Annotated in this window: 18 protein-coding genes, 1 tRNA gene and 2 pseudogenes; 9 read left to right on the top strand and 12 right to left on the bottom strand. The window is 67.8% G+C overall.

All coding sequences use genetic code 11. The features are described from left to right. The first annotated feature begins 47 nt into the window (after nt 1-47). Complete coding sequence (locus U4012_RS25150) at nt 48-932, top strand: LysR family transcriptional regulator (protein WP_124521587.1); 885 nt, start codon at nt 48-50, stop codon at nt 930-932. Nucleotides 933-999: 67 nt separating this feature from the next. Here U4012_RS25150 and U4012_RS25145 read toward each other — a convergent pair whose 3' ends face one another. The 5 genes from U4012_RS25145 to U4012_RS25125 all read right to left on the bottom strand — a co-directional run bounded on the left by U4012_RS25145 (nt 1,000) and on the right by U4012_RS25125 (nt 8,959). Further along, nucleotides 1,000-1,458, bottom strand: a complete 459-nt coding sequence (locus U4012_RS25145; RefSeq protein WP_044846424.1) for a CopD family protein — start codon at nt 1,456-1,458, stop codon at nt 1,000-1,002. 246 nt (nt 1,459-1,704) lie between these two features. Further along, nucleotides 1,705-4,026 carry a DNA topoisomerase IV subunit A gene (parC, locus tag U4012_RS25140; protein ID WP_321802089.1) on the bottom strand — a complete coding sequence of 774 codons (2,322 nt, stop codon included), beginning with the start codon at nt 4,024-4,026 and terminating at the stop codon, nt 1,705-1,707. A 62-nt stretch (nt 4,027-4,088) separates the two neighbouring features. Then, a complete protein-coding gene (locus U4012_RS25135; RefSeq protein WP_321802088.1) occupies nt 4,089-6,071 on the bottom strand; it encodes a DNA topoisomerase IV subunit B in 1,983 nt (660 codons plus the stop codon). 266 nt (nt 6,072-6,337) lie between these two features. Next, entirely contained in the window at nt 6,338-8,323 is a 1,986-nt protein-coding gene (locus tag U4012_RS25130; RefSeq protein WP_185500430.1) for an ATP-binding cassette domain-containing protein, read from the bottom strand. Between the two features lie 228 nt (nt 8,324-8,551). Continuing rightward, on the bottom strand, nt 8,552-8,959 hold the full coding sequence (locus U4012_RS25125) for a DUF4399 domain-containing protein (RefSeq protein ID WP_124487169.1): 408 nt from the start codon (nt 8,957-8,959) through the stop codon (nt 8,552-8,554). Nucleotides 8,960-9,158: 199 nt separating this feature from the next. Here U4012_RS25125 and U4012_RS25120 point away from each other — a divergent pair, with 199 nt between their 5' ends. Continuing rightward, nucleotides 9,159-9,341: a rubredoxin gene (locus U4012_RS25120; protein WP_006478164.1), complete on the top strand. Its 183-nt coding sequence runs from the start codon at nt 9,159-9,161 to the stop codon at nt 9,339-9,341. Nucleotides 9,342-9,489: 148 nt separating this feature from the next. Further along, nucleotides 9,490-9,564 (top strand) — tRNA-Arg (locus U4012_RS25115). A 164-nt stretch (nt 9,565-9,728) separates the two neighbouring features. Here U4012_RS25115 and U4012_RS25110 read toward each other — a convergent pair. Beyond that, nucleotides 9,729-10,886 (bottom strand): annotated as a pseudogene (locus U4012_RS25110) (right-handed parallel beta-helix repeat-containing protein). A 406-nt stretch (nt 10,887-11,292) separates the two neighbouring features. Between U4012_RS25110 and U4012_RS25105 the strand changes: the two are divergent. Further along, nucleotides 11,293-11,551: pseudogene (locus U4012_RS25105) on the top strand (TetR/AcrR family transcriptional regulator); the annotation flags it as partial. A gap of 92 nt (nt 11,552-11,643) precedes the next feature. On the opposite strand, the gene eco reads toward U4012_RS25105, so the two are convergent. Next, nucleotides 11,644-12,144: a serine protease inhibitor ecotin gene (gene eco / locus U4012_RS25100; protein ID WP_044846395.1), complete on the bottom strand. Its 501-nt coding sequence runs from the start codon at nt 12,142-12,144 to the stop codon at nt 11,644-11,646. A 143-nt stretch (nt 12,145-12,287) separates the two neighbouring features. On the opposite strand from eco, the gene U4012_RS25095 reads away from it, so the two are divergent. Then, nucleotides 12,288-12,662: a hypothetical protein gene (locus U4012_RS25095; RefSeq protein ID WP_321802087.1), complete on the top strand. Its 375-nt coding sequence runs from the start codon at nt 12,288-12,290 to the stop codon at nt 12,660-12,662. A 183-nt stretch (nt 12,663-12,845) separates the two neighbouring features. On the opposite strand, the gene U4012_RS25090 is transcribed toward U4012_RS25095, so the two are convergent. Then, on the bottom strand, nt 12,846-13,247 hold the full coding sequence (locus tag U4012_RS25090) for a hypothetical protein (RefSeq protein ID WP_044846393.1): 402 nt from the start codon (nt 13,245-13,247) through the stop codon (nt 12,846-12,848). Nucleotides 13,248-13,364: 117 nt separating this feature from the next. Here U4012_RS25090 and U4012_RS25085 point away from each other — a divergent pair, with 117 nt between their 5' ends. Together U4012_RS25085 and U4012_RS25080 are read left to right on the top strand one after the other, a co-directional pair. Then, complete coding sequence (locus U4012_RS25085; RefSeq protein WP_044846392.1) at nt 13,365-13,745, top strand: DUF5594 family protein; 381 nt, start codon at nt 13,365-13,367, stop codon at nt 13,743-13,745. 179 nt (nt 13,746-13,924) lie between these two features. After that, nucleotides 13,925-15,292, top strand: a complete 1,368-nt coding sequence (locus U4012_RS25080; protein ID WP_044846391.1) for an MFS transporter — start codon at nt 13,925-13,927, stop codon at nt 15,290-15,292. Nucleotides 15,293-15,382: 90 nt separating this feature from the next. On the opposite strand, the gene U4012_RS25075 is transcribed toward U4012_RS25080, so the two are convergent. The 3 genes from U4012_RS25075 to U4012_RS25065 form a co-directional block, all read right to left on the bottom strand. Then, complete coding sequence (locus tag U4012_RS25075; protein ID WP_321802135.1) at nt 15,383-15,964, bottom strand: AAA family ATPase; 582 nt, start codon at nt 15,962-15,964, stop codon at nt 15,383-15,385. A gap of 4 nt (nt 15,965-15,968) precedes the next feature. Then, nucleotides 15,969-17,390 (bottom strand): alpha,alpha-trehalose-phosphate synthase (UDP-forming), encoded by a 1,422-nt coding sequence (gene otsA, locus U4012_RS25070; protein ID WP_321802086.1) that lies wholly within the window; start codon nt 17,388-17,390, stop codon nt 15,969-15,971. A 150-nt stretch (nt 17,391-17,540) separates the two neighbouring features. Beyond that, the gene (locus tag U4012_RS25065) at nt 17,541-17,726 is read right to left on the bottom strand and encodes a hypothetical protein (protein ID WP_321802085.1); all 186 of its coding nucleotides are present in this window, start codon (nt 17,724-17,726) and stop codon (nt 17,541-17,543) included. A 287-nt stretch (nt 17,727-18,013) separates the two neighbouring features. Between U4012_RS25065 and U4012_RS25060 the strand changes: the two genes are divergently transcribed. Continuing rightward, nucleotides 18,014-18,565 (top strand): hypothetical protein, encoded by a 552-nt coding sequence (locus U4012_RS25060; protein WP_044846387.1) that lies wholly within the window; start codon nt 18,014-18,016, stop codon nt 18,563-18,565. Then, nucleotides 18,562-19,056, top strand: a complete 495-nt coding sequence (locus U4012_RS25055) for a hypothetical protein (RefSeq protein WP_321802084.1) — start codon at nt 18,562-18,564, stop codon at nt 19,054-19,056. Before U4012_RS25060 ends, U4012_RS25055 begins: the two co-directional genes overlap by 4 nt. 70 nt (nt 19,057-19,126) lie before the next feature. On the opposite strand, the gene U4012_RS25050 is transcribed toward U4012_RS25055, so the two are convergent. After that, nucleotides 19,127-19,778 (bottom strand): AAA-associated domain-containing protein (locus U4012_RS25050; protein WP_182670566.1); only part of this gene is annotated, 652 nt, incomplete at its 5' end.

Genomic DNA, 19,778 nt, shown 5'->3' with positions numbered 1-19,778 from the left:
GTTTGATATCATCGGTTTTACCGATATAAAGCCCTGAGACCCGCCGTATGCGCCATGCCCCCGAAGCCCTGCTCGCCTTCGCCGAAGCCGCGCTGCTCGGCTCGTTCACGGCCGCTGCCCGCAAGCTCGGCAAGCGCCAGTCGACGGTGTCCGAAGCGATCGCGAACCTCGAGATCGATCTCGGCGTGCAGCTGTTCGACCGCTCGACGCGCGCGCCGACGCTGACCGATGCCGGCCGCGCGCTGCTCCCGCAGGTGCAGCGCGCGCTGGAGGCCGGCGCGGCAATCGACCGCACCGCCGCGCGGCTCGCGCAGGGTGAGGAAGCGCGGCTGACGCTCGTCGTGTCCGACACGTACCAGTCGAAGCGTTACGAGGAAACCTTGATGGCGCTCGAGCGGCGCTTTCCGGCGCTCGAGCTCGAATGCCAGATTGCCGAGCACGAGGACGTACTCGACCTGATCCAGCAGGGTCGCGCACAGCTCGGGCTGATGGCCGCGCGCGCGGTCTATCCGCCCGATATCGGCGCGGCGACGGTGGCGGAAGAGTCGGAGATCGGCCTGTTCGTCGGGCGCACGCACGCGCTGGCGGCCTATGGCGACGCCGACGTGCCGCATGCGGCGCTGCGCGACGCGCGCGAGCTGCGCCTCAATACGTATGTGAAACCGGAGGATCGCGGCGCCGCCGACCGGATCGTCGTCGGCACGCAGCGCTGGCTCGCGCCGAGCTACCTGATGCTGCTGGAGATGGCGGTGCTGGGGTTCGGCTGGGCCGAGCTGCCGCGCTGGATGGTCGAGCACTTCGCGCGCGATCGGCTGTGCGAGCTGCGCGCGCGCGGCTGGCCGCGCCGCGTGCGGGTCGATGCCGTGTGGTCGCGCAACCGGCCGCTCGGGCCGGCCGGCGCGTGGCTGCTCGACGCGATGCTGGCCGCGTAGCGGCGCGCGGCACCGCGCCGGCGGCGGGCGCCGAACGGCGCCGCTAAATCAGAGGCCGGCGAGGCGATCAGAAGCCGCGCGACAGCACGGCCGCGCCGATCGTCACGACGCCGAGCACGAGGTTGACGACGACCAGCAGGCGCACCGTGTTCACCGCGCGCGCACCGTCCGGCCAGTTCTGCGCCTGCACCGCGCGGCGGATGCGCGGGAACAGCGCGAAGCGGATATGGCCGAAGATCAGCATCATCACGACGCCGAGCCCCGCCATCGCATGCAGCGTCCACGTCGCGTGCGCGCCGCCGAAGGCCGTGAGCAGGAAACCGCCGGACAGCAGGATCACGATCACCGAGCCCGACACCCAGTTGAAGAAGCGGCCGAACACGCCCTCGATCAGCGGCAGCCGCAGCTGTGGCGTCAGGTCGGACAGCGCCGGGCGCAGGCAGAAGTGCGCGAAGACCATCCCGCCCACCCACACGGCGACGGCCAGCAGATGAAGAAACAGCGCGACGGCAACGGCGTGGGACATGGCGGCAATCCTGTTATGAGTTGAGTGCAACGAACAGCCGCGTCACGCGCGGTCTCGAGCGACGTTCGACCGGCGGACCGCCGGTCGGTTCAGACCCCTGGCGCTATTTCACAATATTTGCAAGTTCCGTGTGACGGCGCCACGCTCGCTTTCCTGCATGCGTCGCCCCAAAAGAAACAGGCCGCACGCCCGCCGAAGCGGAGGTGCGGCCTTCGATGCCGGTCGAACCGGCGACCGGATGCGGCGTCAGCCGAGCAGCGGACGCAGCTCGTTGACGACCTTGAGCTTCGTTTCCGGCGCGCGGCCCTTGCGTGCGCGCTTGCCGACGTGCGGCGCCAGCCCCGCGTACGACAGCGTTTCGTCCTGGGTCTTGCCGCCGCGCCCGGTGCCGATCAGCACGACGCCGGCCGGGTCGATCGCGAGCGCCTGCACGAGCGTTTCCTTGTCGTCGAGCGCCATCAGGATCACGCCGCGGCCGCCGCCCGACAGCGTCTTCATCTCGTCCATCCCGAACACCAGCAGACGGCCGCCGCTCGACAGACACGCGACCTGCGTCGCGTTCGGCAGTACCGGCATCGGCGCGAGCGGCACCGCGCCTGCATCGATCGTCATGAACGACTTGCCGGCCTTCACGCGGCTCACCATGTCGCCGACCTTCGCGAGGAAGCCGAAGCCGTTGCTCGACGCGAGCAACAGTTGCTGATCGGCCGGCGCCGCGTAGTAGTGCATCAGATGCGAGCCCGATTCGAGCTCGATCAGCGACGTGACCGGCACGCCGTCGCCGCGCCCGCCCGGCAGCACCGACACGTCGACCGAGTACACGCGGCCGCTGCTGCCCCATGCGATCAGGCGATCGGGCGTGCGGCACTGGAACGCCGCGTACAGGTGATCGCCGGCCTTGAACGTGAAGCCGGCCGGGTCGAGCCCGTGGCCCTTCAGCGCACGCACCCAGCCCTTCTGCGACACGACGACCGTCACCGGCTCGTCGACGACCTTCGCCTCGAACGTCGCGCGCTTTTCCTGCTGGATCAGCGTGCGGCGATCGTCGCCGTACTGCTTCGCGTCGGCCTCGATCTCCTTGATCATCAGCCGCTTCATCGCGCTTTCGTTCGCGAGCAGTTCCTCGAGCTTCGCCTTCTCGTCGCGCAGCGCCTCGAGTTCCTTCTCGATCTTGATCTTCTCCAGCCGCGCGAGCTGACGCAGGCGGATTTCGAGGATGTCTTCCGCCTGGCGGTCGGAGAGGCCGAACGCGCTCATCAGCGCGGCCTTCGGCTCGTCCGACTCGCGGATGATGCGGATCACCTCGTCGATGTTCAGGAAGACGATCATCCGCCCTTCGAGGATGTGGATGCGGTCGTCGACCTTCGCGAGACGATGGCGGCAGCGGCGCGTCATCGTCAGCTGGCGGAACTTCACCCACTCGTCGAGGATCGTCAGCAGCCCCTTCTGGCCCGGCCGGCCGTCGGCGCCGATCATCACGAGGTTCAGCGTCGCGTTCGATTCGAGGCTCGTGTACGCGAGCAGCGTGTTCACGAATTCCGTCTGGTCGATCGTGCGCGACTTCGGCTCGAACACGAGCCGCACCGCCGCTTCCTTGCCCGACTCGTCGCGCACCGCGTCGAGCAGGTCGAGCATCGCCTTCTTGGTGTTGAGCTGCTCGGGCGTGAGCGTCTTCTTGCCGAGCTTGAGCTTCGGGTTGGTCAGCTCCTCGATTTCCTCGAGCACCTTCTGGCCCGACGTGTTCGGCGGCAGCTCGGTGACGACGAGTTGCCACTGGCCGCGCGCGAGATCCTCGATCTTCCAGCGCGCGCGCACCTTCAGGCTGCCGCGGCCGGTTTCATAGGCCGCCGCGATCTCGGTGTCGCTCGAGATGATCTGGCCGCCGCCCGGGAAATCCGGGCCGGGAATCAGGTTCATCAGCTCCGCGTGCGAAAGCTTCGGATTGCGGATCAACGCGACCGCCGCCGCCGCGACCTCGCGCAGGTTGTGCGACGGGATTTCGGTGGCCAGGCCGACCGCGATGCCCGACGCGCCGTTCAGCAGCACGAACGGCATGCGGCTCGGCAGCGTCTTCGGCTCCTCGAACGAGCCGTCGTAGTTCGGCATGAAGTCGACCGTGCCCTGGTCGATCTCGTCGAGCAGCAGCTTCGAGATCGGCGTGAGCCGCGCTTCGGTGTAGCGCATCGCCGCCGCGCCGTCGCCGTCGCGCGAGCCGAAGTTGCCCTGCCCGTCGATCAGCGGATAGCGCAGCGAGAAATCCTGCGCGAGACGCACGAGCGCGTCGTACGCCGACTGATCGCCGTGCGGGTGGTATTTACCGAGCACGTCGCCGACCACGCGCGCCGACTTCACCGGCTTCGCGTCGGGGCCGAGGCCCATTTCGTTCATCGCGAACAGGATCCGGCGCTGCACCGGCTTCTGGCCGTCGCACACGTCGGGCAGCGCGCGGCTCTTCACCACGCTGACCGCGTAGCTGAGATACGCCTGCTCCGCGTAGTTGCCGAGCGTCAGCGCATCGGCTTCCGGTGCGTCGGACCCGGCGAAGAGATCGGAAGTATTGTCGTCCATCTGTATTCCGTATTCGTAAGTGGCGTGAGGCCGGGCCGGGCGTCATGCCCGGCCGCGCGGGTTTAGATGTCCGCTTCGACGTCGTTGCCCTTTTCCTCGAGCCAGCCGCGTCGCGCGGCTGCCTCGCCCTTGCCCATCAGCATCGTCATGCGCGCAACCGTCGCCTCGTAGTCGAGCTCGCCGAGCTTCACCGGCATCAGGCGGCGCGTGTCGGGATTCATCGTCGTGTCCCACAGCTGCTCCGCGCTCATTTCGCCGAGACCCTTGAAGCGGCTGATGCTCCACTGCGTTTCGCGCACGCCGTCCTTGCGCAGCTTGTCGAGGGTCGCCTCGAGTTCGCCGTCGTCGAGCGCATAGAGCTTCTGCGCGGGCTTCTTGCCGCGCGCGGGCGCATCGACGCGGAACAGCGGCGGCCGCGCGACGTGCACGTGACCGCGCTCGATCAGCTGCGGGAAATGCTTGAAGAACAGCGTGAGCAGCAGCACCTGGATGTGCGAGCCGTCGACGTCCGCGTCCGACAGGATGCAGATCTTGCCGTAGCGCAGGTTCGACAGGTCGACGGTGTCGTCCGGGCTGTGCGGATCGACGCCGATCGCGACCGAGATGTCGTGCACCTCGTTGTTCGCGAACAGGCGATCGCGCTCGGTTTCCCACGTATTCAGCACCTTGCCGCGCAGCGGCAGGATCGCCTGGTATTCCTTGTCGCGGCCCATCTTCGCCGAACCGCCCGCCGAGTCGCCCTCGACGAGGAACAGTTCGTTGCGCGCGATGTCTTCGGTCTCGCAATCGGTCAGCTTGCCCGGCAGCACCGCGACGCCCGAGCTCTTGCGCTTCTCGACCTTCTGGCCCGCGCGCGTGCGCGCCTGGGCCTGCTTGATCACCAGTTCGGCAAGCTTCTTGCCGTGCTCGACGTGCTGGTTCAGCCACAGTTCGAGCGCCGGACGCGAGAACGACGACACGAGCTTCACCGCGTCGCGGCTGTTCAGGCGTTCCTTGATCTGCCCCTGGAACTGCGGATCGAGCACCTTCGCGGACAGCACGAACGACACGCGCGCGAATACGTCTTCCGCGAGCAGCTTCACGCCCTTCGGCTGCAGGTTGTGCAGTTCGACGAAGCTCTTCACCGCCTGGTAGAGGCCGTCGCGCAGGCCCGACTCGTGCGTGCCGCCGGCCGGCGTCGGGATCAGGTTCACGTACGACTCGCGCACGAGCGAACCTTCCTCGCTCCATGCGACGACCCACGACGCGCCCTCGCCCTCGGCGAAGGTGTCGTCGGTCGAACGCGCATCGGCGAAACGCTCGCCTTCGAACAGCGGGATCAGCAGCTCGCTGCCGTTCATCTCGTCGAGCAGATAGCCGCGCAGGCCGTCCTCGTATTTCCATGCCTGGCGCTCGCCGGTCTTCTCGTTGACGAGCACGACCTCGACGCCCGGCAGCAGCACGGCCTTCGAGCGCAGCAGACGCTGCAGTTCGCCGAGCGGCAGGTTCGGCGAATCGAAGTACTTCGGATTCGGCCACACCTGCACGCGCGTGCCGGATTTCTTCTCGCCGCGGCCCGCGCCTTGCGTCGCGAGCGGCTTCACGACGTCGCCGTCGGCGAAGCCGAGTTCGGCGATCTTGCCGTCGCGCCAGACCGTCACGTCGAGACGCGTCGCGAGCGCGTTCGTCACCGACACGCCGACACCGTGCAGGCCGCCCGAGAACGTGTACGCGCCGCCGGCGGCCTTGTCGAACTTGCCGCCTGCGTGCAGGCGCGTGAACACGATCTCGACGACCGGCACGCCCTCTTCGGGGTGGATGCCGAACGGAATGCCGCGACCGTCGTCCTCGACCGACACCGACTGGTCGGCGTGCAGCGTGACCGTGATCTGCTTGCCGTAGCCGCCGAGCGCCTCATCGGACGCGTTGTCGATGACTTCCTGGATGATGTGCAGCGGATTTTCGGTACGGGTGTACATGCCGGGCCGCTGCTTGACCGGCTCGAGGCCCTTGAGCACCTTGATCGATGCTTCGCTATAGGCCGCGCTGGGCTTCTTCGTTGACATAGGCGCTGAATTTCGTCATTCATCGGGACGTTGTCCACACCTCGTGTGGATAACGTCGTGGACAAAACGTTGAGTTCCGTAAAAAAGCGAATCGAAACAACGGTGTGCTTGGACTGCTCCGAAAGCGGGCGCGCGGCGTGCGCCGAGCGACCCGGGACGCGCGGTATTTTACTGGTTCCGCGTGGCGCGCCGTCGCAAGATCGTCGCACGGCGCTGCCGGCCGCCCGGCCGGCGCTCCGACGCGCCGGGCCGCCACGCGCGGTGCGTCAGACCGGCTTGCGCTTTGCCTCGAGCGTCTCCCACCGCTCGAGCGCGGCGAGGAGCTCGTCGTCGATCGCCGCGAACCGCTCGGTCAGGCGCGTGCCTTCCTGCGGATCCTTCGCGAAGATCGAACCATCTTCGAGTTGCGCGTTGATCGTCTTCTGTTCTTCCTCGAGCGCCGCGATCTTCTCGGGCAGCGCATCGAGTTCGCGCTGCTCGTTGAACGACAGCTTCACCGTGCGCTGCGCGTTGCGGCCGGCCGCGCCTTTCGCCGCGTCTTCCTTGACCGGCGCCGCTTCCTTCACCGCGCGCTTCGCCGCTTCCTGCTGCGCGAGCTGCTGCGAACGCTCGCTCTGGATCTGCCAGTCGGTGAAGCCGCCGACGTATTCGCGCCACTTGCCGTCGCCTTCGGCCGCGATCACCGACGTCACGACGTTGTCGAGGAACGCGCGATCGTGGCTGACGAGCAGCACCGTGCCGTCGTAGTCGGCCAGCAGCTCTTCGAGCAGTTCGAGCGTCGGGATGTCGAGGTCGTTGGTCGGTTCGTCGAGCACCAGCACGTTGGCCGGACGCGCGAACAGGCGCGCGAGCAGCAGCCGGTTGCGCTCGCCGCCCGACAGCGACTTCACCGGCGAGCGCGCACGCTCCGGCGCGAACAGGAAGTCGCCGAGATAGCTCATTACGTGCTTGCGCACGCCGCCGATCTCGACCCATTCGCTACCGGGGCTGATGGTGTCGGCCAGGCTCTTTTCCTGGTCGAGCTGCGCGCGCATCTGGTCGAAATACGCGACCTGCAGGTTCGTGCCGGTCCGGACCGTGCCCGCGTCGGGCTTCAGCTCGCCGAGGATCAGCTTCAGCAGCGTGGTCTTGCCGGCGCCGTTCGGGCCGACGAAGCCGATCTTGTCGCCGCGCATCACGGTCGTCGAGAAGGTGTCGACGACCGTGCGATCGCCGTAGCGCTTCGTCACGTCCGTCAGTTCCGCGACGATCTTGCCCGACTTCTCGCCCTGCGCGACGTCGAGCTTCACGTTGCCCTGCGAATTGCGGCGCTCCGCGCGCTCGTTGCGCATCTGCACGAGCCGCGCGATGCGGCCGACGCTGCGCGTGCGGCGCGCCTCGACGCCCTTGCGGATCCACACTTCTTCCTGCGCGAGCAGCTTGTCGAACTTCTCGTTTTCCACGCGCTCGACTTCGAGCTGCTGCGCCTTGCGCGTCTGGTACGCGGAGAAATTGCCCGGATACGACAGCAGCCGGCCGCGATCGAGCTCGACGATGCGGGTCGCGACGCGGTCGAGGAACGCGCGATCGTGCGTGATGAACAACAGGCCCGCACGCTGCGCGACCAGCAGTTCTTCCAGCCAGCGGATGCCGTCGAAGTCGAGGTGGTTGGTCGGTTCGTCGAGCAGCAGCACGTCGGGCTGCAGCACCAGCGCGCGCGCCAGCGCGACGCGTTTCTGCATCCCGCCCGACAATGCGTCGACCTGCGCGTCGCCGTCGGTCAGGCCGATCTGCGCGAGCGTCATCGATACGCGCGTGCGCCAGTTCCATGCGTCGTGCGCATCGAGCGACGACTGCAGCGCGTTCATCCGCGCGAGCAGCGCGTCGTGTTCGGCGCCTTCCGGTGTTTCCGCGAGGCGATGCGCGATCGAATCGTATTCTTCGAGCACTTCGCGCGTGTGCGTGAGCCCCGATGCCACGGCGTCGAACACGGTCGCGCCGGGTTCGAATTCGGGCTCCTGCGGCACATAGACGGTCACGAGCTCCTGCTGGCGCGTAATCAGCCCGTCATCGGGCTTCGCGAGCCCGGCGACGATCTTCAGCAGCGACGACTTGCCCGCGCCGTTGCGACCGATCAGGCCGACGCGCTCGCCGGCCTCCAGCGAGAAGTCCGCGTGATCGAGCAACGCGACGTGACCGAACGCGAGTTGCGCGCCGGTAATGGAATAAAGCGACATGGGGAGACGGCGAAGAGAGAAATCGGAAGCGCCCATTGTACCGGTGGCGGACGCCTGCGCCGGGATGGCCGGATGGACTAGGCCGGAGGGCGAATCATTTTGTGCTGCTCAAGCGTTGCGTTAGCGCTGCGTTTTTGCTGCGGTGGCATGACGGCGCGCGCTCGGCGGACGGGGCCGGCATCGCGTGCTTCGACGTCACGGGGGGCCGGCGGCGGGCATCCGGCCGCAGTTTCCCGGCCGGGCGCCCGCAGGCGGAACACGCGATTACTTCACGTTGACCGTGATCGTCGAGCTCAGCTCGGGACCGTACGAGCGGTGTGCGCCTTCGCCGAGCTGCAGCGTCAGCGTGTGCTGGCCGGGCGGCAGCTTCAGGTCAGTTTCGGTCTGGCCCTTGCCGAAGTGCAGCGAATGGTCGGTGGCGGGGATCACGTCGCCCTTCGGCACCGGCTTGCCGTCGACCAGCAGGTGATGGTGGCCCGTGTCCGGCGTCATGTCGCCGGCCGGCTTGAGTTCCATCCCTTCAAGGCCGAACTTCACGTGCACGGGGCTCGAGACCGTCGCGCCATCCTTCGGCTCGGCGAAGTACACGCGCGCCTCGGCACGCGCGAGCGTCGACGCGGCCAGCGCCGCGACACAAACCACACCCGCGATCCATTTCTTCTTGTTGAGCATCGTTTTTCTCCTTCAGATTTGAAAGGCTCACGAAGCATACACTGCGTGTCCGGCCCGCGCGATGACGGTCGTTGTTCGCGATGCGTACGTTTAAAACGACGTTGCGGAGGCGTTCGGCGAAATTCCGGTACCATTGCGCCTTTCGTCCGCCGGCCACGCCGCGGACGGCGTCACCGACTTTCATCATCCCGAGCGCCACATGAGCGAAGTAACCGAATACCAGAGCTGGGTCTGCCTGATTTGCGGGTGGGTCTACAACGAAGCGGAAGGCCTGCCCGACGAGGGCATCCCCGCCGGCACCCGTTTCGCCGACATTCCCGCCGACTGGCGCTGCCCGCTGTGCGACGTGGGCAAGGAAGATTTCGTCGTCGTCGATTTCTGATTCGGTTTTTTCGGACACGACCGGGCGCGCGCGGCACGTATCGGCACGCATTCCGTCCGCCGATGCGCGTCGCGTTTGCTATACTCTGCGCGCTGTCCACATCGCCGTCCCGGTCGCGTCTTTCGCACGCGATATCGCGGACATGGCTCTCCCCGTAGTTCAATGGATAGAACAAGCGCCTCCTAAGCGCTAGATACAGGTTCGATTCCTGTCGGGGGGACCAGCAATTTCCCGAAATTCCGCCTCAGCCTGAAAATCGCACCGTCGGCACGCACAGCGTCTGAACGTTGGATGTCCACGCTCACGCCTGGCCGCGTGTTCCGCGGAAGCCGCGTATGTCGTGCTGTGCCAGCCAATGGCCGTCAGGCCTGAGCCCTGACCGCCCCGTCACCGCATCAACCCCGTCCTGACCTGCGGCATCAGACTCGCATTCGCGCCCGTCACGGCGAACGTCCCCGTCGACGACGCCCCCGCCGGCAGCGCCAGCACACTGCCGTCCGCGAGCCGGTTCGCATCGACGACGATCTAGTTCGACACGCAGCCGTTCGTCAGCAACGAGACCGGCAACCCGGCAATCGACGAGAACGTGTTGCCCGTCACGCTGAACGAGCACACGTTTCCGTACGCCCGGAACCCCGCATATCCGGAACCCGACACGCGGTTGTTCGCCACCGTGACATCCGACACGGCTCCCGACCACGTATCCAGCTCGATCGCGCCCTGCTGCGTCGGCTGCAATCCGTTGTTCACGTTCGCGTTCTGGATGTTGGTCACGGTATTGCCCGTGATGACGACGTTCGAAGCCCCGTAGGTTTTCCAGCTGTCCTCCTGCGCGGCCAGAATCCCCGCCGCCTTCTCGACGCCGTCGACCGTATTGTTCGAGATCGTCACCGCCTGCCCGCCGACAACGGTGATGCCGCGCCCCCAAGAATTGCCCGATACCGCGTTATGGTCGATCAGCACGTTGCTGCTCAGGCGGCCGTCGCCGAGATAGCTGACCACGGCGATCAGATCGTCGCCGGTGCCGGTCACCGTATTGTTCTGCACCAGCACGTTGGTCGATCCGTAGGTCGTATGAATGCCGTCGGCCAGCGTCGCCCGCACGGTATTGCCCACGATCGCGATACGGTTGCCGCCGAACACGAAGATCCCGGCGCTCGCGCCGCCCTGGATCGTCACCCCGAGCACCTGAACGTCCGAGCCCGTGACCTCGACCTTGGTCGACTCGGGCGTCGTGAGCCGCGTGGTGCCGGTGCCGGCCAGCGTCACGCCGACGAGCGTCGAGCCGGCGCCGCTCATCACGATCGTCTGGTCGGCGGGATTCGTCGCGGCCAGCGTCGCGCCGTATCCCGAGATCACCGCCTGCGGCACCGTCACGGCAAGCGAATGCCCGACGACGTAGCGGCCCGGCGCGATGACGAGGCGCTGGCCGGCACGCAGGCTGTCGAATGCCTTCTGCAACGCGTCGGCCTGGTCGCTGCCGTCGGCAGCCGGGGAGACCGTCACATCGGCGACCAGAATCGGTTTAGCGCCACTGGACGGCAGAAGCGTCGTGCCGGACGCGGAACCGGTCGGCGCAGCGGTCGGTGACGGACTGCCGGAATTCGTCGATGCAGCCGATGCGCCGGATGCAGCGCCGGCAGGTGCGACGGACGATGTCGATGTGCCCGCAACGGTTTGCGATGCCGGAGCCGCGCTGCCGTCACCGCCGCCGCATGCAGCAAGCCAAAGGCACAGCGCGGCAAGCATCGCCTGATCGACCGTACGCATACGAAGTTCCGCTAGCCCAGATTGGCGTCATCGTAAGTACGCTTGATTACTTTGTAAATGAATTCCGCCGTGCGCCTGCAAAACCGTTCGTTATCCTCTTCCATTCATCATCGCGCCATCACGGTGACATGCGGCACACGTCACATCGCGCGTCACCCCTTACGCATTCGCCCCGCCGTCGGCCGAACGCTCGGACACGGTCCGGCAAATGCTGATCGCGATGCGCGAGCAGACCGTCACCGCGTTACACGCGCGGCTGGGCGAAGGCGTTGCGACCGGAGAGCGCTCGGCACACGAACCTCGACGCGATCGCGCGCTACTACGTGACGGTGCGACAGGGGATGTCGATTCAGGCGCGCGACGGTGCGAGCCGTCGCGATCTGGAGGCGGTCGCGCAAGCCGCGCTGGCCGCATGGCCGGCGCTCGCACACGCGAGCGGCGGAAAAAACGGCGGACCTCGGAAAGCAGCCCGCAAGCGAAACCACACGCGGTCGTGCAGCGGCAAGCGCCCCTGCACGACCGCGCCGATGCGTTACTGCGTCACGGCGTGCTGCACGTCCTTCGACGCATGCCACACGCGATAGCGCACGTCGAAACCGTCCGGCACGTACACGACGAGCGGCAGGCGGCTGTTGTAGCGCAGCAGCTGGCCGTCGCCGCGCACCTGCACGAAGCGCTGCTGCGGCGCCTGGCCCGGGCAGGCCATCAGCGTCGACGCCGGCCCCTTCACGTCGGTCAGGCGATAGTACGTATAGCCCCAACCCTTCACGTCCTCGGCGGTCAGTTCCCCGCCGAACCATTGCTGGTTGCAGTCGGTCTGCAGCGTCTTGCCGATCATCAGCTCGACGCGCGCGTCGCCTTCGTTCTCGAGCGCGGGCAGCGCGATCACCGCGCGCTGCTGGCCGGCCGTCGGCTGGGGGAACATCTTGATCGACTCGGCCGGCACGGCGGGCGCCGATGCGGGCCCGGCCGCGCAGGCGGCGGCGGTCGTCACGCAAAGGGCGGCCAGGACGGCCCGGATCGCGAATTTCATCGATGTGCTCCTGAAAAACAAATAGGCCCCGGATGCTAACACTTTCGCCCCAAGACCTTACGGCGCTGTAATTTCACGACACAATTGCATACAGCCGGCGATCCCCGCGCGCGGTACTTATACGGAAACCAACGGAGATCATCATGCTGAAGCTCATTGCTGCCGCCGGCGTCGCCACGCTGCTGGCCGGGTGCGTCGTCGGTCCGGACGCCGGATACGGCTACGGACAGCCCTACTATTCCGATCCCGGCTACGCGTACGGGCCGGCCTACGGGGCGTCGCCCGTGTACGGGACGGTCAACATATGGGGCGGTGGCGGCGGGCGCGACTGGGACCGCGGACGCCGCGACTGGGATCGCGGGCGCGACGGCTGGAATCGTGACCGCAGCGGCTGGGATCGCGACCGCGGCGAACGCGCCCGTCACGGCGGCTGGGGCCGCGGCGACGGACGCCGCGCCGACTGGAATGACGACGGCGGCGGGCGCGGCCAAGGCAACGGCGGCGGCCATCGCCACTGACGCAATTGCAACCGTTTGTATCCACGCACGGCCCGCACGAGGCCGATACGAGCCGATAGACGACCGTCAAAAAGCAAGGCCCTCGCATCACCGCGAGGGCCTTTTGTCGTCCGCTCCACCGGAAACCGGGCGGCCGGCTACGCAACGCCGAACCTGCCCGCGCCTCATGCGCGTGCCCGCTTCTTACCACCCCGCCGGCTGCGCATAGCCGCCCGACACGGGCGCGCCGCACACGTACGCGCGCTGATAACGGTCGTAGCAATAGCTCGGGCCGTCGTCCTGGTATTGCGCCTGCTGGTAGGTCGGATAAGCCGGCTGCTGGTAGGCCGGTGCCTGGTAGTACGTCGGCGGCTGATAGGCCGGTGCCTGATACACGGGCGCCTGATACGCGACGGGCGGATTCATCGCCGACGTCACGATCGCGCCGAGCACCGCGCCGCCGATCAGCGCGCCGATGACAGCGCCCCCGTCGCGGCCATGCGCGGACGCCGGGCCCGCCACGGCGAGCGAACCGGCGAGGACACATACAGCGGCAATCTTTTTCATGATGGACTCCCACGCGAAGTGGTACTGGATGCGATGCATTGTGGCCGCGCCCGGCCGTAATAGATGCAGCAAGTGGTAACGCGCCATTACGGGTATCACGCACGCCGAAACGCGGCACGGCCGTGCTACGATTTTCGGCACACTGGAGACGCCTTCATGCAGCCCGAAACCGCCCGCCGTTTCGATACCGAATTCGCGCCGCGCATCGCGCAGGCGATCGCCGCCTTCTTCGCCGATCACGTGCTGACCGACGTCGTCCCGTACGGCGGCCACGGGCAACCGACGCGCGTGCAGATCCGCAGCGCGCCGCACGAGCACGTGAGCGGCTTCGTGCATCCGCTGAACCTCGAACTGACCTGGGACACCGACGAGATCGAACGGTTGATGGAGCCCGACGGGCCCATGCGGTTCGAGCACTACCTGAGCGCGCTGCCGAGGAAGCTGAGCGCATGGGAGGGCGCACGCGACATCGACCTCGCGTCGCGCACGCAGGCCGACCCGCTCGTGCGGCTCGGCGGCCTCGATTTCGAAGGCTGAACGCGCGCCGGCCGGCGGCGGTGTCGGCGTCGCGCGATTCGGCCCGGTGATACACTCGACCGGTCCCGCGCCAGCGCCGCCAGGCCGGCCGGACCGTTCACCGCCGCCTCCACCCGCAAGCATGGTTGCGCACGCAACCGGCACCCGGGCACGCGGACAACCACGCTTTCGCTCCCGCCATGAACGCCGATACCGGCCTGCCGCTTCCGCAACGCTACTGGGCGATCGTCTGCGTCGCACTGGGCATCACGCTCGCCGTGCTCGACGGCGCCATCGCGAACGTCGCGCTGCCGACGATCGCGCGCGACCTGCACGCGTCCGATGCCGCATCGATCTGGATCGTCAACGCGTACCAGCTCGCGGTCACGATCACGCTGCTGCCGCTCGCGTCGCTCGGCGAACGCGTCGGCTATCGCCGCATCTACATCGCGGGTCTTGCGCTCTTCACCGCGGCGTCGCTCGGCTGCGCGCTCGCCGGATCGCTGCCGACGCTCGCGGTGATGCGCGTGATCCAGGGGTTCGGTGCGGCCGGCATCATGAGCGTCAACGCGGCGCTGGTGCGCATGATCTACCCGTCGTCGATGCTCGGGCGCGGACTGTCGATCAACGCGATGGTGGTCGCGCTGTCGTCGGCGATCGGCCCGACGGTCGCATCGGCGATCCTGTCGTTCGCGTCGTGGCCCTGGCTGTTCGCGGTCAACGTGCCGATCGGCATCGCCGCGGTGTTCGGCAGCCTGCGTGCGCTGCCGGCCAACCCGCTGCACGACGCGCCGTACGATTTCCCGAGCGCGCTGATGAACGCCTGCGTGTTCGGCCTGCTGATCATGGCCGTCGACGGGCTCGGTCACGGCGAAAGCCACGCGTACGTCGCGGCCGAGCTGGCCGTCGCGTTCGGCGTCGGCTACTTCTTCGTGAAGCGCCAGCTGTCGCAGCCGGCGCCGCTGCTGCCGGTCGACCTGATGCGCATCCCGATGTTCGCGCTGTCGATCTGCACGTCGGTCGCGTCGTTCACGTCGCAGATGCTCGCGTTCGTTGCGCTGCCGTTCTGGTTGCAGCATTCGCTCGGCTTCTCTCAAGTCGAAACCGGCCTCTACATGACGCCGTGGCCGCTCGTGATCGTATTCGCCGCGCCGCTCGCCGGCGTGCTGTCGGACCGCTACTCGGCCGGCATCCTAGGCGGCATCGGGCTCGCGCTGTTCGCGGCCGGGCTGCTGTCGCTCGCGACGATCGGCGCGCACCCGGGTACCGTCGACATCGTGTGGCGGATGGCGCTGTGCGGCGCGGGCTTCGGGCTGTTCCAGTCGCCGAACAATCGCGCGATGCTGTCGTCGGCGCCGCGCGAGCGCAGCGGCGGCGCGGGCGGGATGCTGAGCACGGCGCGCCTGACGGGCCAGACGCTCGGTGCCGCGCTCGTCGCGTTGATTTTCGGGCTGGCGCCCGACCGAGGTCCGACGATCGCGCTTTATGTCGCCACGGTGTTCGCGGCGGTCGCCGCGGTGGTCAGCATGCTGCGCATCGCGTCGCCACGCCCCGACGCTGCTGCCTGACGCTGCGACCTGATGCTGCGACCTGATGCTGCGACCTGATGCTGCGACTTCACGCTGCGACCTGACGCCGCCGCGCGTCGCGCCCACGGCTCACGTGGCGTCGAGCGCGTCCATCACGAAGCGCACGCGCGCCTTCACGCTCACGCGCGGCAGTTCGATCAGCCGATAGCCATACGCCGTATAGCAGTCGACCATCGCGTCGTAGGTGCGCACGGCCTCCGCGAAATCCTGCCGGCGCTCGGTGTCCTGCGTGTAGATCTCGGGCCACGGCGGCGCGATGAACACGCGCCGGTGATAGCGAAAACGCCGCGCCGCGGCCTCCGCGTGTGCGGGCACCGCAACGCCCGTCAGCCGCAGGTAACCGATCACGTCCGGCACGCCGCGATCGAAGAACACGGGCCCGCGCGCGCCTCGCGCGAGATGGTGCGAGCGCATCTCCCAGTTCAGCATCAGTTCGGCGAATGCGGCCCGGTCGCGCCACGGCAGCGCCGGGCCGTCGATCGCCATCTGGTCGCGGATCACGCCGCGCCCGGCCTCGTGCGAGCGCGCGAAACCGGTACGCTCGAGCGCATCGAGCAACGTGCTCTTGCCGGAGCCGGGGCCGCCCGTGACGATGAAGAAGCGGGCGGCCGCATCGTCCACCGCGCCACCCTCCTCCACGCGCTCGGACATCCGCTCAGACATGCGCAGCCCGCCGGCCCGCGCGCCGCGTGACCGACGCGGCCGCCGCGACGCTGCGCAGGTCGGCGACGAACGTGTCGCGCCAGACCGACAGGTTGTTCTCGCGCAGCCGCGCGAGGTTCGCTTCGTGCCGCGCCCGCCGCTCGGCGAGCGGCATCGACAGCGCGCGCTCGAGCGCATCGGCCATCTGCGACAGGTCGTACGGATTGACGAGCAGCGCGCCGCTCAGCTCGGCCGCCGCGCCCGCGAACTCCGACAGCACGAGCACGCCCGGATCGGCCGGGTCCTGCGACGCGACATATTCCTTCGCGACGAGATTCATCCCGTCGCGCAACGGCGTCACGTAGCCGACCTGCGACATCCGGAAGAACGCCATCAGCAGATTGCGCTCGTACTTGCGGTTCAGGTACTGGATCGGCGTCCAGTCGAGCTGCGAGAAGCGGCCGTTGATCCGGCCGGCCTCGCCTTCGAGCGTCTCGCGAATGCGCTGGTAGGTCTGCACGTCGGAGCGCGTCGGCGGCGCGATCTGCACGAGCGACACGCGCCCCTGCCAGCCCGGCTGGTTGGCGAGCATCCGCTCGAACGACTGGAAGCGCTCGACGAGCCCCTTCGAATAGTCGAGCCGGTCGACGCTCATCACGAGCTTGCGGCCCCCGAGCGCGTCGCGCAGCATCTTCACCGGCTTGCGCGAGCCATACTGGACGGCCGCCTCGGCGATCGCATCCGGATGCACGCCGATCGGATAGGCGGCGACCTTCACGACACGGCCGTGCGCATGCAGCATCCCGTCGTCGCTCGCCGCGCCGATGCCGCGCCGCTCGATGTAGTCGGTGAACGCCTGCTTGTCGGCATCGGTCTGGAAACCCGCGATGTCGTACGCGCACATGAACTTCACGAGCTCGTCGTGCGGCGGCACGACGCGCAGCATGTCGGGCGACGGAAACGGAATGTGCAGGAAGAAGCCGATCGGATTCCTCACGCCGAGCTCGCGCAGGCAATGCGCGAACGGCAGCAGGTGATAGTCGTGCACCCAGATCAGGTCGTCGGGCCGCAGCAGCGCGGCAAGCTGCTTCGCGAGCATCGCGTTCACGCGCAGATAGCCGGCGTACTCCTGCCGGTCGAAGCGCGCGAGATCGCTGCGGTAGTGAAACACCGGCCAGAGCGTCGCATTCGAGAAGCCGCGGTAGTACTGATCGTAGTCGCGCCGGGTCAGCCCGACCGTCGCATAGGTGACGTTGCCGTCCCGCTGGATCGCCGGTTGCGTGTCGGGCGTACCGACGATCTCGCCGTTCCAGCCGAACCAGACTCCGCCGGTTTCCTTCAGCGCATCCATCACGCCGACCGCGAGACCGCCTGCGCTCGGGCGCGTGTCCTCGCCGGCGGCGACACGGTTCGATACCACGATCAATCTGCTCATGCGGCTTCCCCTCCTCGATTCGATTGAATGACGCGCGGCGCGCGCCAAGGCGGACACGACGGCCCGAAGGCAGTCGCGCGGCGATTCAGATGAGAGCGATACAACCAGGCGCGCAATGAAATGCGGCAGCGGAATACAGCGGCGACGGGCTCAAGCGTCCTGCTCCTGGCCGAGGTCGCGTTGATAGTCGAGCCCTTCCGGGCGTGCGCCGCCCTGGTTGTGATCGCCGTCGGACGGCGTCTCGTCGGGCGCGCCAGTCGGCGCGTCGGTCTGCGGACGCGGGCGCTCGGCACCCGCATCGGGCGGCCGGGGAGAAAACCGTTTCGAACGGCGCATGGCTGGGTGTCTCATATGGCGCGCGGCTCGGAGCCGTCGTAGAAACATTCCATAACAAAACAGTCTAGGTCGCTTCCTCGCATGCCACGGTAACAATTACCTTCAATTTGTAACGCTTCGACCCCGGCTCCGCCATCTGTCCGACAATAGCGCCGCGCGTACGCGCGCGACCCGCCGCCGGCCATTTGTCAAAGCTTTGCAGTTTTCCTATGACCATTGCGAAACAATGACGCGGCAAGGGGGCGCGCATGCGTCGCCGCTCACCCAGACAGGACTTGCACTCAGGGATGAACATGGGTTTCGAACCGCCGCGCCGGGCCACGCCGGCGCGCATCGTGCTGGCCGCGCTCGCCACGGCCGCACTGCTGTCCGGCTGCAACTCGCTGTACAGCGAAGGCGCGACCGCCGGCGCCGGTATCGCGGGCGCCGCGATCGCCTCCAAGGTCACCAACAACGCCGCCGTCGCGACGGGCATCGGCCTCGGCGCCGTCGCCGGTGCGCGTGCTGGCGTCCAGTACACGCAGCGCGTCGCGCACCGCTACACGCAGGAACAGATCGCGAAGGCGGCCGGCCCGCTCGACGTCGGCGGCGTCGCGCCGTGGACGACGCACCATTCGTTTCCGATCGAGGATGACGAACAGGGCCGCGTGACGGTCAGCAGGATGATCAGCATCGGCCCGCTCGACTGCAAGGAAATCGTGTTCGCGGTCGACACGCCCGCGAAGGCCGACAAGGCCGCGCAATCGGCGTTCTACGTCGCCACGATCTGCCGCGACGGTCCCGTGTGGAAATGGGCGTCGGCGGAACCGGCGACCGAACGCTGGGGCGCGCTGCAATGAGCGTCGCGATCCGAATCGCCGCGATCGGCGCGCTGTGCGCGGCCAGCGCCGCGCTGTCGGGCTGCGGCTCGGTCGGCGCGGCGAGCGGCGCGCTCGCCGGCGCGGCGACGGGCCTCGTCACCGCGAACCCGGCCGTCGGCGTCGGTGTCGGGATCGCCGTGCAGGCGGCGACCGACGAGGCCGTCAACCGCACGATGAAACAGCTCCATCAGAACCAGCAGGACGCGATCGCGAAGGCGGCCGGCAGCCTGGCCGTCGGCGAAGTGAAGCCGTGGAACGTGAAGAACACGCTGCCGCTCGAAAACGGCGAAGGCGAGGTGCGCGTCACGCGCGCGTACTCGACGGCGCTTGCGCTGTGCAAGGAATTCGCGTTCTCGGTGAAGGACGGCGACAAGGCCGCCTGGTATTTCGCGAGTGCGTGCCAGCAAGGCACGCACTGGAAGTGGGCGTCGGCCGAACCGGCGGTCGACCGGTGGGGTAACTTGCAGTAACGATGCGATGCGCGGCGCCTGGCAGGCGCCGTGCGTGCGGATGCCGGGCCAGATGGCCCGGCTCGGCGGCTCAGGACTCGACGTCCTCGAGACTGAAGATTTCGGTCTGGTCGTTGTACGAGAAGATCTCGCCGTAACGACCCCAGTCGATCACCGCGTCGAGCGTTTCCTCCGCCGCGCCGTCCGACAGGAAATCCTCCAGCTCCTGCTCGAAACGCACACGCGGCGCACGATGGCCCGGGCGCTCGTTCAGCACCTTCTTGATCCGCGCGGCGAGCGGCACGTGCTTCAGCAGGTGATCCGCGAACATCAGCTTGCGCTCCTGCGTGCCGAATTCCGCGAACACACGCCCCGGCGGCGTCAGGAACACGTCGCCTTCGCGCACGTCGGCGAAGCCGAGGTATTGCAGCACTTCGGCGATCGGGAACAGGTCGTCGACCTCCAGATGCAGCGTGCGCGCGATTTCCGGCATGTCGGCACGGCCGTGGTACGGCGCCATCGCAAGCGTCTCGATCAGGCCGGCCATCAGGTTGGTCGACACCTGCGGCAGCCAGCTGCCGAGCTCGAGCCCCTTCTTCGTCGCCTCGCCGGTCTGGCGGGCCGTCATCTTCGCGTAGATGTCGTCGACCAGCTTGCGGAAGGCCGGGTCGAGCCGGTTGCGCGGATGCTTGAACGGCACCTTGATCTCGGCGATCACGCGGCCCGGGTTCGACGACAGCACC

This window comes from Burkholderia sp. BCC1988, from assembly GCF_905339895.1.
Classification (GTDB): domain Bacteria; phylum Pseudomonadota; class Gammaproteobacteria; order Burkholderiales; family Burkholderiaceae; genus Burkholderia.
Note: the sequence above shows the minus strand (reverse complement) of the source record. Positions and strands in the feature narration are given on the sequence as shown.

Excerpts from the sequence above, each read along its gene's own strand:
- otsA (WP_321802086.1), bottom strand. The coding sequence starts at position 17,390 with ATGAGCAGATTGATCGTGGTATCGAACCGTGTCGCCGCCGGCGAGGAC.
- U4012_RS25150 (WP_124521587.1), top strand. The coding sequence starts at position 48 with ATGCGCCATGCCCCCGAAGCCCTGCTCGCCTTCGCCGAAGCCGCGCTG.
- U4012_RS25065 (WP_321802085.1), bottom strand. The coding sequence starts at position 17,726 with ATGCGCCGTTCGAAACGGTTTTCTCCCCGGCCGCCCGATGCGGGTGCC.
- U4012_RS25135 (WP_321802088.1), bottom strand. The coding sequence starts at position 6,071 with ATGTCAACGAAGAAGCCCAGCGCGGCCTATAGCGAAGCATCGATCAAG.
- U4012_RS25075 (WP_321802135.1), bottom strand. The coding sequence starts at position 15,964 with ATGTCCGAGCGCGTGGAGGAGGGTGGCGCGGTGGACGATGCGGCCGCC.
- parC (WP_321802089.1), bottom strand. The coding sequence starts at position 4,026 with ATGGACGACAATACTTCCGATCTCTTCGCCGGGTCCGACGCACCGGAA.
- U4012_RS25060 (WP_044846387.1), top strand. The coding sequence starts at position 18,014 with ATGAACATGGGTTTCGAACCGCCGCGCCGGGCCACGCCGGCGCGCATC.
- eco (WP_044846395.1), bottom strand. The coding sequence starts at position 12,144 with ATGAAATTCGCGATCCGGGCCGTCCTGGCCGCCCTTTGCGTGACGACC.
- U4012_RS25090 (WP_044846393.1), bottom strand. The coding sequence starts at position 13,247 with ATGCATCGCATCCAGTACCACTTCGCGTGGGAGTCCATCATGAAAAAG.
- U4012_RS25055 (WP_321802084.1), top strand. The coding sequence starts at position 18,562 with ATGAGCGTCGCGATCCGAATCGCCGCGATCGGCGCGCTGTGCGCGGCC.
- U4012_RS25125 (WP_124487169.1), bottom strand. The coding sequence starts at position 8,959 with ATGCTCAACAAGAAGAAATGGATCGCGGGTGTGGTTTGTGTCGCGGCG.
- U4012_RS25085 (WP_044846392.1), top strand. The coding sequence starts at position 13,365 with ATGCAGCCCGAAACCGCCCGCCGTTTCGATACCGAATTCGCGCCGCGC.
- U4012_RS25145 (WP_044846424.1), bottom strand. The coding sequence starts at position 1,458 with ATGTCCCACGCCGTTGCCGTCGCGCTGTTTCTTCATCTGCTGGCCGTC.
- U4012_RS25120 (WP_006478164.1), top strand. The coding sequence starts at position 9,159 with ATGAGCGAAGTAACCGAATACCAGAGCTGGGTCTGCCTGATTTGCGGG.
- U4012_RS25130 (WP_185500430.1), bottom strand. The coding sequence starts at position 8,323 with ATGGGCGCTTCCGATTTCTCTCTTCGCCGTCTCCCCATGTCGCTTTAT.
- U4012_RS25080 (WP_044846391.1), top strand. The coding sequence starts at position 13,925 with ATGAACGCCGATACCGGCCTGCCGCTTCCGCAACGCTACTGGGCGATC.
- U4012_RS25095 (WP_321802087.1), top strand. The coding sequence starts at position 12,288 with ATGCTGAAGCTCATTGCTGCCGCCGGCGTCGCCACGCTGCTGGCCGGG.